Raw genomic sequence first — 15,525 nt, 5'->3', positions numbered from 1 at the left:
TTCAGCGGGCCCCGGGGGAAGGCGGGTCGGGCCCCGCCTCTCCCCCGGCCCCTCCCCGGCGGGCCCGGTAGTGGGCCTCGGTGCGGCGCCGGTGCTTCTCCCGGTTGTGCCGACCGCACAGGAGCTGCCCGTTCTCGGCGGTGGTGGCGCCGCCCTCCCACCACTCGGTGCGGTGGTCGCCCTCGCACCACCGGACCGGCACCGTGCACCCTTCCTCCCACTGGCAGGTGGCGGTGCGGGCGGCCAGGGCGTGGCGCATCTTGTCCGGGAAGGTCCTCCTGGCGGTGCCCACGTCCAGCACCTTGCCGGTGACGGGCTCGGTGACCATCCGCTGCAGGATGCAGTCCGAGGCGAAGGCCCGGGCGGCCGAGTGCGGAAGCGCCCGGCCCCGGTCCGTCACGGCCGGTGCGGCGCCCTCCTGGAGCCGGAGCGTGTCCAGGGGGACGGTCACGTTCACGAAGGCCCGCCCCGCGCCCCGGCGGCGCGTGCTCCCGCGCGGGGCCGCCAGGGCCTTGGCCGCGTCCGACCCGGCCTCGGGGACCGGCACGGGGGCGCCCTCGGCGGAGAGCCGGTTCTCGCAGAGCTGCACCAGGGCGTCGAACCGGCGCTCGTCGGCGGTCCGCTCGTCGCCCTCCCCGGGAGGGGCGGTGTGCAGGTCCAGCGCGGAGGAGACGATGTGGTCGGAGGCGATGTCGCCCTGGACCTCCATCGTGAAGCCGAAGCGGTTCCGGAGGTAGCGCGCCTTCCGCTCGGCGAAGGAGCGGCGGTTCTCCCGCTCGTCCTCCTCCGGGCAGATGCGCTGGAGAAGGGTGCGGCCGATGCGCCCGAGACCGGAGGGGTCGGCGCCGGTGCGGGCCGCCTCCAGAAGGATCGGCTCGGCGCGGGCGCGGAAGTCGTCAGGGTCCGGGAACTCCCCGACCGGGCGCCTCTCGACGGCCTTCTCGCACTCGCCGACCACCTTGGCCAGGTGGGAGAAGCCGATCTCACCGGACTCGGCGGCCTTGACCGAGGCCGCGTACTCGTCCAGGCGGTCGGCCACCTGGACGACCGCCTTGGCCTGGGCCAGGGTGCGCCCGTGGTCCCGGAGCAGCCCGGTCACCGTGGAGAAGTCCGAGCCGGCCAGGGCACCGGTGTCGCGCATCCGCGCCGCCAGCCGGGCCGCGGCCAGGTCCAGGGCGTCCTGCCCGGCGGCCAGGGCCCCCATGGCCCGGATCAGGCCCTCCCGGTGGCCGGGGGCCACCTCCGCCTCGACGGCCCGGCCGATTCCGCGCAGCACCCCGGAAATGCCCTGCTCGATCTCCCACGCGGGAGATCCGGCGGGAGCACCCGGGCGCTGCTGGTCGTCCATGTTTCCAATATAAGCAACGCCACCGGCATTTCACAGCCCCTTTTCGAGATTTCCCAACCTTTCTCATCACCTCATATTCTTGCAGGTCATACGACGCCTTAACTGCCGCCCGACCCCCTTCCACTCAAGACGGTTACAACAACGCCGAATACAAACTCCAACGACACCTTGAAAATGGATCGATCACGTTCGCCAGAGCGCTTAGGAACCGAAAGCGTCGCACTCAAAGGGGGGGTGGAAGCACGGACCGATCGCCTCCCTAGGGTGCCTTGCACACCGAACGACTCACCCGCCTAAGCAGGAGCACTCATCGCCGCAGGTCAACCCGCAAGCGTCTTCCCGCCCCACAGAGAAAGGACCCGCTTCACCCATTCGGGTCCCCTATACCGGACATACCCGCGATAATCGGAACCCAGGAGCAACGAACCGGAGCGACCGCCGGAGCACCGCAAAGGAGACCGATGTTCGACCCTGCGCTCAAGCTGGGCACCACCGTCGTCAAGACCGCGCTCAAGCTCTGGCTGGGCGACATCCCCTTCGCCTCGGACATCGGCGCCACCGCCACCGACCTGCTCGGAAACCGGGTCGGGAACGCCATGGACCGGCGCAGGCTCCAGCGGCGCTTCGACGACTTCGGCGACACCATCGCGCAGCGGATCATCGACCAGCTGGGCCAGGAGTTCTCCGGTCTGCCCGACAACGAGCGCGAGGCGGCCGTCCTCGCCCTCACCGACTCCTTCGAGCACGCCAGGCTCACCGGCGAGGTGCTCTTCGACCAGGACCTCGACCCCCTGCGGCTGGAACGGCACATCCGGTCCCGGGCCCCCAGGGCCACCCGCGACCTCGGCGAGGCGGCGACCGCCGTCTACAACCGGCTCTTTCCCGAGTGCTGCGCGTACACGATCGCGACCGCCACGTCCCTCCCCGACTTCAACGCCGGCGCTCTCACCGAGCTGCTGCGACGGGACACGGTGATCCTGGACCGCCTCGACCAGATTCTCCGCCACCTGCCGAAGCACTCGGCGTCGGACGGCCAGGGCAAGGAGGCGGAGTTCGCGACCGCCTACCGGCGCAAGGCGGCCGAGCGGTGGGACCGCCTGGAACTGTTCGGGACCGACACCCGCACCCGCACGTACCCGCTGAGCCTGGCCTATCTGAGCCTGAACGTCGCCTTGCCGGACCGGATGAGCGACGTGCACGGCCAGAGTGACCTGTTCGAGTGGGGCTCGGACAGGAGCAGCGGGGGGCTCCAGTCCGCCGAAGCGGCGCTCGCGGGCAATCGGCGTCTGTTCCTGCGCGGCGCGGCCGGATCGGGGAAGACGACGCTGCTCCATTGGATCGCGGTGCGGGCCAGCCGCAGCGACTTTCCGCCCGCACTCGCCGAATGGAACGGGTCTGTGCCGTTCTTCCTACCGCTCAGGCGCTACGTCGGTGAGCGGCTGCCGGAGCCGGAGGAGTTCATCCGGCCGACAGGGAGCCACCTCCAGCAGGCGGCGCCGGGCGGGTGGGTGCACCGGCTCCTCGAAGACGGCAGGGCCCTGCTGCTCGTCGACGGCGTCGACGAGCTGCCCAGGGACGAGCGGGAGGCCGCCCGCCGCTGGCTCCGTGAGCTGATCTCCGAGTTCCCGCGCTGCCGCTTCGTCATCACCTCGCGCCCGGCGGCGGTGGCCGAGGACTGGCTGTCCCGCCAGGACTTCACCAGCGCCGAGGTGCAACCTCTGCGGGACGACGACGTGCGCGCCTTCATCCGGTACTGGCACCGGGCGGTGCGCAGCGAGGTGGCGGACGAGGAGGAGCAGGGCCGGCTGGAGCGGTACGAGGCGGAGCTGACCTCGAAGGTCCTGGGCCAGCGCCACCTGCGGAGCATCGCCTCCACTCCCCTGCTCTGCGCGCTGCTGTGCGCCCTGTACCGGGACCGGCGGACCGCGCTTCCCCGGGACCGCATCGAGGTCTACCAGGCGGCCCTGGCCATGCTGCTGGCTGACCGCGACGAGCAGCGCGGCATCCCGGCCGATGGGCCGAGCATGTCGCTGACGGAGAAGACACAGCTGTTGCAGGAGCTGGCGAAGTGGTTGATCCTCAACGGCAGCTCCGACGCCCCGACGGACACCGCCCAGCGGCAGATCGGGCGCCTACTTGCCGTCATGCACCGGGTGGACGGGAGCGCCGAGGAGGTCTTCGACCACCTGATGCTCCGGAGCGGTGTGCTGATGAGCCCCGCCGTGGACAGGGTGGCCTTCGTCCACCGGACGTTCGAGGAGTATCTGGCGGCGCGGGCGCTCGTGGAGGAGGATAGCCTACCGCTGCTGATCAAACACGCTCACGACGACCAGTGGCACGAGGTCGTGGTGATGGCGGCCGGCCAAGCCGGGCAGCGGCAGCGGGAGGACCTGATCCGCGGCCTGCTGGAACGGGCGGACGGAGTGAAGAAACACCACGACCGATTGCAGATCGTCGCACTGGCGTGTCTGGAGACGTCGACGACGCTTTCCGCCGGCCTCCGGGCCGATATCGAGGCCCGGGTACGCGCTCTGCTGCCACCTCGAACGGAGGCTCAGGTCAGTGCGCTCATCACAGCGGGCGAGGCGGCGATGCCCTTCCTGGAGGATGCTGACCTCTCGGATCCGCGGGCGGCCGCAACGACCATCCGTACGGCCGTGGAGATCGGGGGTGACCGACACGCGGAGATCGTCGCCAGGGCCCTCAGAGCCCGCACGAAGCCCACCAGAGGCGTTCTCTCCGAAGTTCAGATCGCATGGTCGACCTCCCCGACGCACGACATGGCCCGGACTGCACTTCCCCTTCTCCCAAAGGAATACACTTTCCGGACTCGCGGCGACGCCTTGGGCATGCTCTGCGAGCACGCGCCGCACCTGCGCCATCTGAACATAATAGGCGACCAACAAACCAACCTCGCCCCCCTGGCCGACCTGCAAGAATTGAGAACTCTCTTTCTAAACGGAGACCGGCGCGCAGACCCATGGGAATTCTCGGCACTCCCCCTGAGCGACATACCATCCCTGAGGGCGATGATCGCCCGAACATCCACAGTCCTTACCGACGCCAGTCCGCTGCGAACCTCAGCCCTTGATTCCCTCAGCCTCAAAAACACAGGCAGCACTCATGAAGTCGAAGCCATTTCAGAAATCGATTCCCTTCACACCCTGACGCTAGGAGCAGACCTCCCCGAACCTCCGCTTTGCGACGTACTCCCCCCCAACTTGAAGCATCTGGCGATCCGCGAGAACCCTTCCCTTGAACATGTGAGCGATTTATTTCCCCTCGACGCAAGCCCCATAACCCACATCACGCTCGCCATGACACCGAGCATCCACACCCTGGACGGACTTCAAGACTGCGGCGCCGACCTCGAAGGGTTCTCCATCATCGGGGAGACTATTCGAAATATCGACCTGACACCCCTTACACATTTCCTCGATCTCACAGAGATATCACTTGAACATCAGATTTTCCTGGACAACGAGAAGGCGATCACAAAGCTGGACAGCCTGTCAACGATAGAAATCTATCCACAGGCGGGCCGGAGTTCGCCTATTCCACTGCCACGCTGGTTGGCTGACCACCCTTCACTCAAAAGGGTCTCCGTACTGGGGCGGCCCATCCTTGATCTACGAGAACTCGCCGGGGTCGAGAACCTGACGATTGAAGTGCGCTGGTTCGCCCCGAAAAAGATCATCGGCGCGGACAAGCTCGGGCCGGGAAGCACGGTGGTCCGCGCTCCCCGGCCCAAGTACTGACGTGTCAACCGCTACGGCATCTGGCTGATCGCCGTGGCCGTTCCCCACAGCACCAGAACCGCGAACACGATGTTCAGCACCGGCATGATCCACGAATGCCAGCGCGTCCGCGCTCCAATCGTGACCGTTGCGCCCATCGTGTTCCACCGGTGCACCACCGCGACCACGGTCGCCGTGACCAGGCCTCCACCGACCGCCCACACCACCGGAGGCACCGCTCCCCAGTCGCCGAGGACGAACGCCCACACCCAGGCCGCCGCCGACGCCGCCACTTCGGCGACCGTGTTCGCCCTGGGCAGCGGCCCCCGCTGGAGGCTGCCGCGGGCGACGCGCAGCAGGGTGATCCCCGGGACCAGCACGGCCAGGAACACCGCGACCCCGGCGCCCCAGTAGGCGAGGATCCCCCCGCCCCCCGAGAACGCTGAGGAGTCCAGGCCCAGGAGGGTGAGGCCGATCCGCTCGGCGGGCACCTTCGACGAGTCGGCCATGACGACCACCGACCGGCCGTCGTCGGTGTGCCCCATGAACGTCAGCGTCCCGCTCGTCCCACCGTTGTGCCAGGACAGCTCAGTGCCGTCGACGTTCCACAGCACCCACGCCAGGCCGGAGCGCGCATCGTACTCCTCGGCGCCGGAGATGCCCTCGGCCTCCCGCGGCTCGTGCGTCAACCGCGTGACCGGGGACTCGGTGTCCTGGGCGGCCTCCAGGAGGCGGCTCAGGTCCTCCGGTGTGCTCCACGTCCCCGATCCCGACGGGATGTACTGCCCCGGCTTCCACTGCACGGCCGGGGACGAGGGGGCCCGGAAGGGCAGCGCCGCGTCCTGCGGCGGCTCGGGCCCGTCGCCCGGGCCGGGTACGACGGTGGCGCCCATGCCCAGCGGCTCCAGCACCCGCTCGGTCACCGCCGTCCGGTAGTCGCTGCCCGCCGCGTGCCCGAGGCTGTGCCCCAGCAGCGCGAAGCCGAAATTGGAGTAGGTGTGCGGCGAATCCGGCGCCGCGCCGCTGTCCTCCATGGACGCGGCCACCTCGACGGGGTCCCCTGCCGCCCGGTAGGGGTCGGCCCGGAAGAACTGGTACGGCAGGATTCCTTGGACGAGCCCTGCGTCGGCGCCGAAGGGCAGGCCCGGAAGCCCGGAGGTGTGCGTGGCCAGGCTCTCCAGGGTGGTGTCCGCGACCGCGGGGTCCGCGAAGTCGACCTCGGACCAGATCTCGCCGAGCGTGGTGTCCAGTTCGACCTCGCCCGACTCCACCATCTCCGCGAGCAGCCGGGCGGTCACCACCTTCTGCAGGGACCCGGTCTCGAACCGCGTCCCCTCCGCCACCGGCTCACCGTCCCCGCGGGTGCCCAGCTGCGCGGTGCGGGTCCGCCTGTCCTCCTCCAGCAGCACCGACACCCCGACCGCCGAGCCGTACGGCAGCTCGTCCAGCACCTGCCCGGCGATCTCCTCGTCGCCCGAGACGTGCCGGTCCACCGGCGGGGTCACGGGGAAGACCAGGTAGGCGCCGACCGCCACCACGGCCCCCAGCGCGGCGGCGAGGGCCACCGTCTTGCGTTCCGTCACTCGTTCCCTGCCCGTCCGCTGCACCGCGGCCTCCTCGTCCGCCGCACGCTCACCGGCGCGCGGCCATCAGCACCACCAGGAGCGGGACGATGCGTTCGGGCGGCACCCGGTAGCGCCCGCGCCCGGCCGAGCGCAGCCACCCGTCGGCGGTGAGCCGCCGCAGGTGGTGGTAGAGCTGGCCGGTGGTCCCCAGGGACGGGTCCTGCTTCAGGGCGGCGGTGTCGGCGGTCCCGGTCAGCACCCGCTGCAGCAGGGTCAGCCGTACGGGGTGCCCGAGCGCCTCGATGGCCCCGGCGACCTCGCTCCAGTCCGCCTCGATCAGCTCCGCCGCCTCGGCCGCCTCCTGCCACTCGTAGCGCTCCCCCGTGGGAAGCGGCACCTGGCCGGTGAACAGCACGGCCCCGCGCTCGGGGTCGGCCATCCGCTTGATCCGGTTCAGCGCCCAGAAGACGTCCGCGTCTCCAGGGCCGTCGGTGCCCTCCCCCGGGCGCTCCGCGGCCGGCTCGGGCCGCCGCTCCCCGGCGTCGTTCCGATCGCGCTCAAGCCGCCCGACCCGCTCCTCCAGCTCGGCCAGGCGCTCCTCGACACGCTCCTCGCGGTTCTCCACGCCTCGATGATACGTACTTACGTAATTCCGTACAAACAACGGCGTGCGCGGGTCACGGCCCACCCCAGGCGCGCCGTTCCATGGTGATCTCGGGGAAGTCGGCCTTATAAGGACGCGCTTAAGGCCGACTTCCCCGAGATCATCGAAGGTCAACCGGCCGAGCGCGCCAGCAGCCCCTTGACGACCTCGCCGACCAGGCGCTCCACCTCGGCCCGGGCGGCGCGGTCCTTGGCGTCGAGGTGGCCGGTTCCGGCGAAGGTCACCAGGCCGTGCACGGTCGACCAGGTCAGCAGCGCCAGGTCGCCCGGGTCGCCCGCGCGGAACGCCCCCTCGCGCTGGCCGGAGGCCACCATCCCGGCGCACTCGTCGAACAGGGCGACCGCGGCCTCGTGCAGCGGCCCGCCTGTGGCACCCTCCGCCTTCTTCTGGGTGACCACCCACTCGCCGAACATGAGCCGGTAGTGCTCGGGCGCCTCGCCCGCGAAGTCGATGTAGGCCAGCAGAACGGCCCGCAGCGCCGAGGGCGTGTCGCGGGCGCCGTCGGCGGCCGCCCGCATACGGTCGCGCATGACCAGGAACGCCCGGGCGGCGACGGCGCGCAGCAGGGCGTCCTTGTCGGTGAAGTGGCGGTAGGGCGCCGAGCGCGACAGGCCCACCCGGGCGCCCACGCCGCGCAGGGTGACCGCCCCCGGGCCGCCCTCGCCCAGCAGGTCCCAGGCGGCGCGGACGAGCCGCTCACGGGTATCGGGCGGCTGACCGGGGACCATGCCAGAACCGTAGGCGACGGCCGTTGACAGCGTCAACTCGCCCTCGTACGTTGACGACGTCAACTCGATCTCACCGGGGAGCAACGCCTTGGACACCACAGTCAACGGCGCGCACACCAGCATCGGCCCCGCACCCGACGACAGCGCCGCCGAGACCCTGCGCGAGGGGCTCGGCCTGACGGGGGCCAAGATCGCCTGCGGACAGGGGGTCTGCGGCGCCTGCACGGTCCTGGTCGACGGCGCCCCCACCGCCTCCTGCCTGCTGCCCGCCACCGCGCTGGAGGGCCGCTCGGTCACCACCGTGGAGGGCCTGGAGGGGCGCCACCCCGTGCAGCGCGCCTTCGCCGCCCACGACGCCCTGCAGTGCGGCTACTGCACGCCCGGCTTCGTCGTGGAGGCCGCCGCCTTCCACGACCGCTGGCGGGCCGAGCACGGCGCCGCGGCGCCGGACCGGTCCGACATCGCCGAGGCCCTGGCCGGCCACCTGTGCCGGTGCGGGGCCTACGAGGGGATCTTCGCGGCCGTCGCCTCCGCGTGCGCCGGGCGCTTCGACCAGGAGCAGGACCAGGAGCAGGACGAGGCCGCCGCGCCGCCCCGCGCCGACGCGGCCGAGAAGGTGACCGGACGCGCCCGCTACACCACCGACGTCTACCCCGAGGGCCACTGGGAGGCGGTGGTCGTGCGCTCCGACCGCCCCCACGCCCGGGTGGCGCGCCTCGACGCCGGCGGGGCCGTCCACGTGGACCTGCTCCCGCAGGACCGGACCGTGCGCTACGCCGGGCAGCCGGTGGCGGCGGTGGCCGCGCCCACCCGGGCCGAGGCGCGGCGGGCCGCCGCGCAGGTCCGGGTCGAGTACCGCGACCACCCGGCCACCGTGGACGCCGCCGCGGCCGAGACGCCGGGCTCGCCGGTGGTCTACCCGACCCGCGAGGAGCGGTCCGCCGCCCCCTCCAGCAACGAGGGGGCCACCCTTCCGGCGCCCTGGCACGGCAACGTCCGGGGACCGGCGACGCTCGGCCTGCGCCGCGGCACCGCCGTCAAGCGCCTCAACGACGCCCACGCACGCGGCGACCGGCTGCTGTACTCGGCCGAGTTCACCACCGCCGTCCAGGTGCACACCCCTCTGGAGCCGCACGCCTGCGTCGCCTACTGGGAGGGCGGCGACCTGTACCTGCACGTGTCCACCCAGTACGTGCGCGGGGTGGCCCGTGAGGCGGCCGAGCGCTGGGACCTGGACCCCGAGCGGGTGCACGTGCGCGCCGAGCACGTCGGCGGCGGGTTCGGGGCCAAGGGCGGCCTGGGCACCGAGGCCGTCGCCGCGGTGGAGCTGGCCCGGCTCAGCGGGGCGCCGGTGCGGCTGGTCTACGACCGCGCCGAGGAGCTCACCGACGCCGGCTCCCGCCCGGGGACCCGCACCCGGCTGGCGATGCTCGCCGACGACCGGGGGCGGCTGTCCGCGCTGTCCATCGACTCCTGGGGCGACGGCGGGGTGTCCACCGGGTCGGCCGTGGCCGCGATGGGCATGCTCGTCTACGGCCGGGCCCCGCGCCGCGTGCGCGACTACGACGTCATCACCAACCGCCCGCCCGGCGCCCCGTTCCGCGGCCCTGGCGGCGCACCGCTGGCCTGGGCGCTGGAACAGGCCGTGGACGAGATGGCGCTGCGCCTGAGCGAGGACCCGATCGCGCTGCGCCGCCGCTGGGACGGCAACCCCAAGCGGCACGCCCTCTACGACCGCGCCGCCGCGCTGCCCCTGTGGCGGGACCGCCCGCGCGGGCCGCGCACCGGCCGGTTCCGGCGCGGCGTGGGCGCGGCCGCCTCCAACTGGCCCTACCTGCTGGACCCCAGCGCGCAGGTGGAGCTGGTGGTGGAGGACGGGTGCGTGGTGGTGCGCACCGCCACCCAGGACATCGGCACCGGCGTGCGCACGGTGCTGGCCCGGGTGGTGCGCGAGGAGCTGGACCTCGAGGCCGACCAGGTGCGGGTGGAGACCGGGGAGAGCGGACCGGTGCCCGGCCCCGGCTCGTTCGGCAGCCGCACGACCACCTCGGTGGCGCCGGCGGCGGCCGACGCCGCCCGCCGCCTGGGCGCGCGGCTGCGCGCCGCCGCCGACGGCGGACCGGCCACCTCGCGGGAGAACCTGAAGGCGGCCGAGGGGCTGCGCGCCACGGGCGTGCGCGCCCGGGACCGCCGCGGGTTCCTCACCCCCGTCCGCCGCGCCTCCGAGATGGCGCTGGGCCGCGGCCTGGCCGGGGCGCTGCACCTGATGGAGGTGGAGGTCGACACCCTGCTGGGGCAGGTGCGGCCGCTGCGCTGCTGGGCGGGGATCGCCGCCGGGCGCATCTACGCCGAGGGTCCCGCCCGCAACCAGGCGCAGGGCGGGGTGATCCAGGGCATCGGCTACGCGCTGTACGAGCAGCGGGTGACCGACCCGGCCACCGGCCGGGTGCTCAGCGACAACCTGGAGGACTACCGGATCCCGGGGATCGCCGACACCCCGGAGATCGAGGTGTACTTCCACGAGGAGGGCTGGGAGCACGTGCCCGGCGGCGGGGTGGGCCTGGGCGAGGTCTCCACCGTCGGGGTGGCCGCCTCGGTGGCCAACGCGGTGCGCGACGCCGTCGGCCGCCGCCCCCTGGACCTGCCCGTGCGCCCGGACCGACTGCTGGAGGGACTGCGCCGATGAGCACCATGAGCACCGAGGCCTTCACCCGCATCACCGAGCGGCTGCGCTCGGGCGCCGAGCCCCGGGCCGGCGGCACCGACGCCATGGCCCGGCTGCGCGCCGGGCTGGCGGCCGGGCCCTTCGCCGACCTGGGAGCCCTGGAGGGGCTGCGCGGGACGGCCTGGGGACCGGAGGGCGGGGCCCGCATCGGGGCGCTGACCACGGTCGCCGAGATCGCCGCCGACCCGGTGCTGGAGGCGGCCTACCCGGGGCTGGCGGCGACCGCGCGGGCGCTGGCCACCCCGCAGATCCGCCACGCGGCCACGCTGGGCGGCAACCTGCTCCAGCGCAACCGGTGCTGGTACTTCCGCAACCCGGCCTTCTCCTGCCACCAGGACGGGGGCGACACCTGCCCGGCGCGCCGGGGCGACCACCGGGGCGGCACGGTCTTCGACACCGCGCCGTGCGTGGCGCCGCACGCGTCGTCGCTGGCGGTGGCGCTGCTGGCCCACGACGCGCGGGCCGAGGTCGCCGACGGCCGGGGCGAGCCGGGGTCCCGTCCGGTGGGCGGGCTCTACGACGCCTCCGACGGCACCCGCGACCACGTGCTGGAGCCCGGCCAGGTACTGACGGCGGTGGAGCTGCCGCCGCCCGAGCCCGGGGAGCGGTCCGCCTACCGCAGGGCGACGGCGCGCTCGCGCGCGGAGTGGCCGCTGGTGGAGGCGGTGGTCCGGGTGGTGCACGAGGACGGCCGGGTGACCCGGGCTGCGGTCGCGGCGGGGGCGGTGGCCCGCGCCCCGGTCCGGCTGAAGGAGGTGGAGGCGGCCCTTGAGGGGGCGCCCGCCGACCCGGCCGAGGCGGCGAAGGCCGTGGAAGGGGTGCCGGGCCGGTGCTCGCCGCTGCCGGGCACCCGGTACAAGGCGACACTGCTGAGGGACACGGTCCGCGACGCCCTGGAGCGCGCGCTGACGTGAGGCAGGGGGTGCGCGGACCTCCGGTCCGGGGGCCGCGCACCCCCGCACGGTCGGCCCTACGGGCTCAGCCCCGCAGCATCGCGCGGTGGGCCAGTTCGCGGCAGACGACGGCGAAGTCCATCCCGGCGGCCTCCACGGCCATCGGGAACAGGGACGTCTCCATCATCCCCGGGGCGACGTTGGCCTCCAGGAAGACGACGCGGCCCGACTCCTCGACGATCATGTCGGTGCGGGACACGTCGCGCAGGCCCAGCGCGCGGTGCGCGGTCAGGGCCGCCTCCTTGGCGGCCTCCATGACCGGGGCCTCAAGGCGGGCCGGGGCGAAGAACTCGGTGCGCCCGGCGGTGTAGCGGGCGGCGTAGTCGTAGACTCCGCCGTCGGGGACGATCTCCACCGGGGGCAGGGCCGCGGGGCCCTCGCCGGTGTCGACCACCGACACCGCCACCTCGGTGCCCTCGACGCGCGCCTCGACCATGGCGGTGTCGCCGTAGGCGAAGCAGTTCACCAGCGCCGAGGACAGCGCGTCGGTGGTCGCGACCGAGGCGGCGCCGAACGCCGACCCGCCCTGGTCGGGTTTGACGAACAGCGGCAGGCCCAGGGCGGCGGCGATCCGCTCGACCAGCTCGCGCGCGCCCAGGTCGCGGAAGGCGGCCTTGGGCAGCGCCACCCCGCGCGGCACCGCGACCCCCTGGGCCGCCACCAGCGCCTTGGCGACGGGCTTGGCGTAGGCGTGGCGGCAGGCGTCGGGGCGGGCGCCCACGTAGGGCACCCCGCTGACCTCCAGGACCTCACGCACCACCCCGTCCTCGCCGGGGGCGCCGTGCAGCACCGGGAAGACCGCCTGGGGCGGGTCGGCTGACAGCCGACCCAGCAGCGCCGCGTCCACGTCCGCGGTCTGCACCTCGATGTCCAGGCGGCGCAGCGATTCGGCCACGCGGCGCCCGGAGCGCACGCTGACCTCGTGCTCCGGGGAGAGCCCGCCGGCGAGCACCAGCACCCGGTCCAGATCGGCCACGGTCGCGTCCTCTTTCCGTTCGTCGTCCCGCCCGCGCACTAGGGGAGGTCGGGGGTCGGGGCCTCGCCCTCGCCGCGGGGCGCGGCGGGGGCGGTGCCGAAGGTGTCGCGCAGGGACGTCTCGTTCTCGATGACGCCGACCAGCCGGCGCACGCCCTCGCGGATCTGGTCCGGGCTGGGGTAGCAGAACGACAGCCGCATGTTGCGGTGTCCTTCGTCGTCGGCGAAGAAGCCGGTCCCGGGGACGTAGGCGACGCGCTCGGAGACGGCGCGCGGGAGCATCGCCTTGGAGTCCAGCCCCTCGGGCAGGGTCAGCCAGACGAAGAACCCGCCCTCGGGGCGGGTCCAGGACGTGCCCGGCGGCATGAGCGCCTCCAGCGACGCGAGCATGGCGTCGCGGCGCTCCCGGTACATCTCGTTGAACTCCTTGATCTGCTCCCGCCAGGGGTGCTCGGCCAGGTAGCGGCCCACCACCATCTGGTTGAAGGTGGAGTGGCTGAGCATCGCCGACTCGGCGGCCAGCACCAGCTTGGCGCGCACGGCCGGGGGCGCCAGCGCCCAGCCGATGCGGAACCCCGGGGACAGGGTCTTGGAGAAGGAGCCGAGGTAGATGACGTTGTCGGGGGCGTCGGCGCGCAGGGCGCGCTCGGCCTCGCCCTCGTAGCGCAGCAGGCCGTAGGGGTTGTCCTCCAGGACCAGCAGGCCGTGCCGGTGGCAGATGTCCAGCACGCGGCGGCGGCGCTCGGCGGTGAGGGTGACCCCGGCCGGGTTCTGGAAGTTGGGGACGGTGTAGAAGAACTTGGCGCGGCGCCCGGCGGCGGCCAGCGCCTCCAGGTGCTCTTCCAGGGCCTCGGGGACCACGCCGAGGTCGTCCATGGCCACGTGGCGGATCTCGGCCTGGAAGGCGGCGAAGGTGTTGATGGCGGTGACGTAGGTGGGGGCCTCGGCCAGCACGACGTCGCCGGGGTCGACGAAGACCCGGGTGACCAGGTCCAGGGCCTGCTGGGAGCCGACGGTGACGATCACGTCGTCGGGGGCGGCCTCGATGCCCTCCAGGGACATGACCTCGCAGATGCGCTCGCGCAGGTCGTCATCGCCCTGGGCGGAGCCGTACTGCAGGGCGGTGGCGCCCTGCTCGGTGGCGACCCGGCGGACGATGTCGCCGACGCGCTCCAGCGGGAGCGCGCTCACGTTGGGCATGCCCCCGGCGAGGGAGACGACCTCGGGGCGGGAGGCCACGGCGAACAGGGCGCGCACCTCGGAGGCGACCATCCCCTGGGCCCGTGCGGCGTAGGCGCCGACGTAGGGGTCGATGCGCGAGCCCCTGCGGGGCTCCTGCTGCCGGGGATCATCCGAGGACACGATCCACCTCCGCGTGCTGCGAGCTCTGAAGGGCCCAGTGTACGTGCGGTGCGGGAGGGACTCGCGCGGAGGGGACCCGTGCAGGACGGCGACGGCCCGGGGGCTCCCCCAAGCCCCGGACCGTCGCCGTGTGGGAGGTCCTCCCGCGTGCACACTCCCGAAACCCCCCTCAAGGCACGGGCGCGGGCGGACGTGGTCCGTCGTCGGCGGCGCTCCCGCGCGCCGACGGGTCATAGTCCATCAACCGCTTCCCCCACCTCGCAAACGTTGCAGCGGGTTGCACTCATGTGACCGAGTGTTGCGAAGCCGCGGTGCCCTGCGCCGCCTCGGCCCGCGCCGCGCGGACCTCGGGGGCCTGGGAGGCGGGCAGGGCGCACGGGTCGTCGGCGCCGCGCACCCGGACCTCGACCCGGTCGCTGAACCGGTAGGGCCGGCTCTCCAGGAGCCCGCCCAGGTGGCGGCGGAGCCGGGACACCTCCGCACGCACGGTCACCAGCCGGTCGGGCGCGCCGAACAGGGCCTGGGACAGCTGCGCGGCGGTGCGCCCCCGGCGGTGGCGGGCCAGTACCAGCAGCACCTCGGCGTGGCGGACGGTCAGCCGGTGCGACCAGCTCCCGCTGGGGCCGCTGACCGACACCTCCGGCCCCCGGAGGTCGAGCACGACCTGGGAGCCGGGCGCCGCCTCGCGGCCGCTGGGGCGTACCAGCCAGCCGCCCGGCAACGGCTCCAGCCGGCACTCGCCCAGGCTCGGGATCCACGCCGAGGAGCCGTCCACCCTGCGGGGCAGCAGGACCCGGCGCACCGGCCCGGTGCCGACCGCGGCGGCCGTCCACCCGTTCTCGTCGACGACCAGGGCGGGGCCGGCCATCCCGGCCAGCAGCGGCGCCGCCACCGCGCGCAGCCGCTCCAGGTTGGCGTCGTGGCGGCCCCGCAGGTGCGACTCGGCGAGCCGGGCCACCGCGTTGACCAGGGCCAGGGTGGAGGCGTGCGCGGTGGCCGCGGGGCCGGTGACGTCGATGGCGCCGATCACCCGGCCGTCGCGCGGGTCGTGCACCGGCGCGCAGGCGCAGGTGAGCCGGTGCAGACCGCGCACGTAGTGCTCGGCCGAGTACACCTGCACCGGGCGCCCCACCGCCAGCGCGGTGCCGATGGCGTTGGTGCCGGTGGACCCCTCGTCCCAGGCCGCGCCCTCCACCAGCCCCGCGCCGTCGGCCAGGCGGCGCATGTCCCGGGCCCCGTCCCGCCACAGGATGACGCCGCGCGGGTCGGTGACGAGCATGACGTGCCCGGCCTGCTCCCCGGCGCCCAGCAGCGCCGAGCCGATCAGCGGCAGGACCTCCTCCAGCGGGCTGTCGCCGCGTTCGCGTCCGACGTCCTCGGTGCGCAGGGCCGGTGCGGGGCACCTGCCGTCGGGGTCGACGCCGTAGCGCCGGACCCGCTCCCAGGACTCCTCGATGACCGGGCGCGG

At 73.4% G+C, this 15,525-nt stretch carries 10 protein-coding genes; 3 read left to right on the top strand and 7 right to left on the bottom strand.

Annotated features, from left to right (window positions below):
• Window position 1 precedes the first annotated feature (1 nt).
• Complete coding sequence (locus tag C892_RS0101205; RefSeq protein WP_017555683.1) at window positions 2-1,348, bottom strand: HNH endonuclease signature motif containing protein; 1,347 nt, start codon at window positions 1,346-1,348, stop codon at window positions 2-4.
• Window positions 1,349-1,809: 461 nt separating this feature from the next.
• Here C892_RS0101205 and C892_RS0101200 point away from each other — a divergent pair, with 461 nt between their 5' ends.
• A complete protein-coding gene (locus C892_RS0101200; protein ID WP_017555682.1) occupies window positions 1,810-5,106 on the top strand; it encodes an NACHT domain-containing protein in 3,297 nt (1,098 codons plus the stop codon).
• A gap of 11 nt (window positions 5,107-5,117) precedes the next feature.
• On the opposite strand, the gene C892_RS0101195 is transcribed toward C892_RS0101200, so the two are convergent.
• The 3 genes from C892_RS0101195 to C892_RS0101185 form a co-directional block, all read right to left on the bottom strand.
• Complete coding sequence (locus C892_RS0101195) at window positions 5,118-6,668, bottom strand: serine hydrolase domain-containing protein (protein ID WP_017555681.1); 1,551 nt, start codon at window positions 6,666-6,668, stop codon at window positions 5,118-5,120.
• A 49-nt stretch (window positions 6,669-6,717) separates the two neighbouring features.
• The gene (locus tag C892_RS0101190; RefSeq protein ID WP_017555680.1) at window positions 6,718-7,275 is read right to left on the bottom strand and encodes a helix-turn-helix domain-containing protein; all 558 of its coding nucleotides are present in this window, start codon (window positions 7,273-7,275) and stop codon (window positions 6,718-6,720) included.
• 149 nt (window positions 7,276-7,424) lie between these two features.
• A complete protein-coding gene (locus tag C892_RS0101185) occupies window positions 7,425-8,042 on the bottom strand; it encodes a TetR/AcrR family transcriptional regulator (RefSeq protein ID WP_017555679.1) in 618 nt (205 codons plus the stop codon).
• Window positions 8,043-8,130: 88 nt separating this feature from the next.
• Between C892_RS0101185 and C892_RS0101180 the strand changes: the two genes are divergently transcribed.
• Together C892_RS0101180 and C892_RS0101175 are read left to right on the top strand one after the other, a co-directional pair.
• Window positions 8,131-10,728, top strand: coding sequence for a molybdopterin-dependent oxidoreductase (locus C892_RS0101180; protein ID WP_017555678.1), 2,598 nt, complete (start codon window positions 8,131-8,133; stop codon window positions 10,726-10,728).
• Entirely contained in the window at window positions 10,725-11,681 is a 957-nt protein-coding gene (locus C892_RS0101175; RefSeq protein ID WP_017555677.1) for an FAD binding domain-containing protein, read from the top strand. The genes C892_RS0101180 and C892_RS0101175 overlap by 4 nt, the downstream gene beginning before the upstream one ends.
• A gap of 64 nt (window positions 11,682-11,745) precedes the next feature.
• On the opposite strand, the gene C892_RS0101170 is transcribed toward C892_RS0101175, so the two are convergent.
• The 3 genes from C892_RS0101170 to C892_RS28330 all read right to left on the bottom strand — a co-directional run.
• A complete protein-coding gene (locus C892_RS0101170; protein WP_026124064.1) occupies window positions 11,746-12,696 on the bottom strand; it encodes a D-alanine--D-alanine ligase family protein in 951 nt (316 codons plus the stop codon).
• A 38-nt stretch (window positions 12,697-12,734) separates the two neighbouring features.
• Window positions 12,735-14,057: an aminotransferase-like domain-containing protein gene (locus C892_RS0101165; protein WP_017555675.1), complete on the bottom strand. Its 1,323-nt coding sequence runs from the start codon at window positions 14,055-14,057 to the stop codon at window positions 12,735-12,737.
• Between the two features lie 283 nt (window positions 14,058-14,340).
• Window positions 14,341-15,525, bottom strand: a 1,185-nt coding sequence (locus C892_RS28330) for a helix-turn-helix domain-containing protein (protein WP_017555674.1), incomplete at its 5' end; no start/stop codon positions are given.

This window comes from Nocardiopsis baichengensis YIM 90130 (assembly GCF_000341205.1).
Lineage (GTDB): Bacteria > Actinomycetota > Actinomycetes > Streptosporangiales > Streptosporangiaceae > Nocardiopsis_A > Nocardiopsis_A halophila.
The sequence above is the reverse complement of the archived record's forward strand: the minus strand, read 5'-3'. Positions and strand labels throughout refer to the sequence as shown.

Excerpts from the sequence above, each read along its gene's own strand:
- C892_RS0101205 (WP_017555683.1), bottom strand. The coding sequence starts at position 1,348 with ATGGACGACCAGCAGCGCCCGGGTGCTCCCGCCGGATCTCCCGCGTGG.
- C892_RS0101200 (WP_017555682.1), top strand. The coding sequence starts at position 1,810 with ATGTTCGACCCTGCGCTCAAGCTGGGCACCACCGTCGTCAAGACCGCG.
- C892_RS0101185 (WP_017555679.1), bottom strand. The coding sequence starts at position 8,042 with ATGGTCCCCGGTCAGCCGCCCGATACCCGTGAGCGGCTCGTCCGCGCC.
- C892_RS0101175 (WP_017555677.1), top strand. The coding sequence starts at position 10,725 with ATGAGCACCATGAGCACCGAGGCCTTCACCCGCATCACCGAGCGGCTG.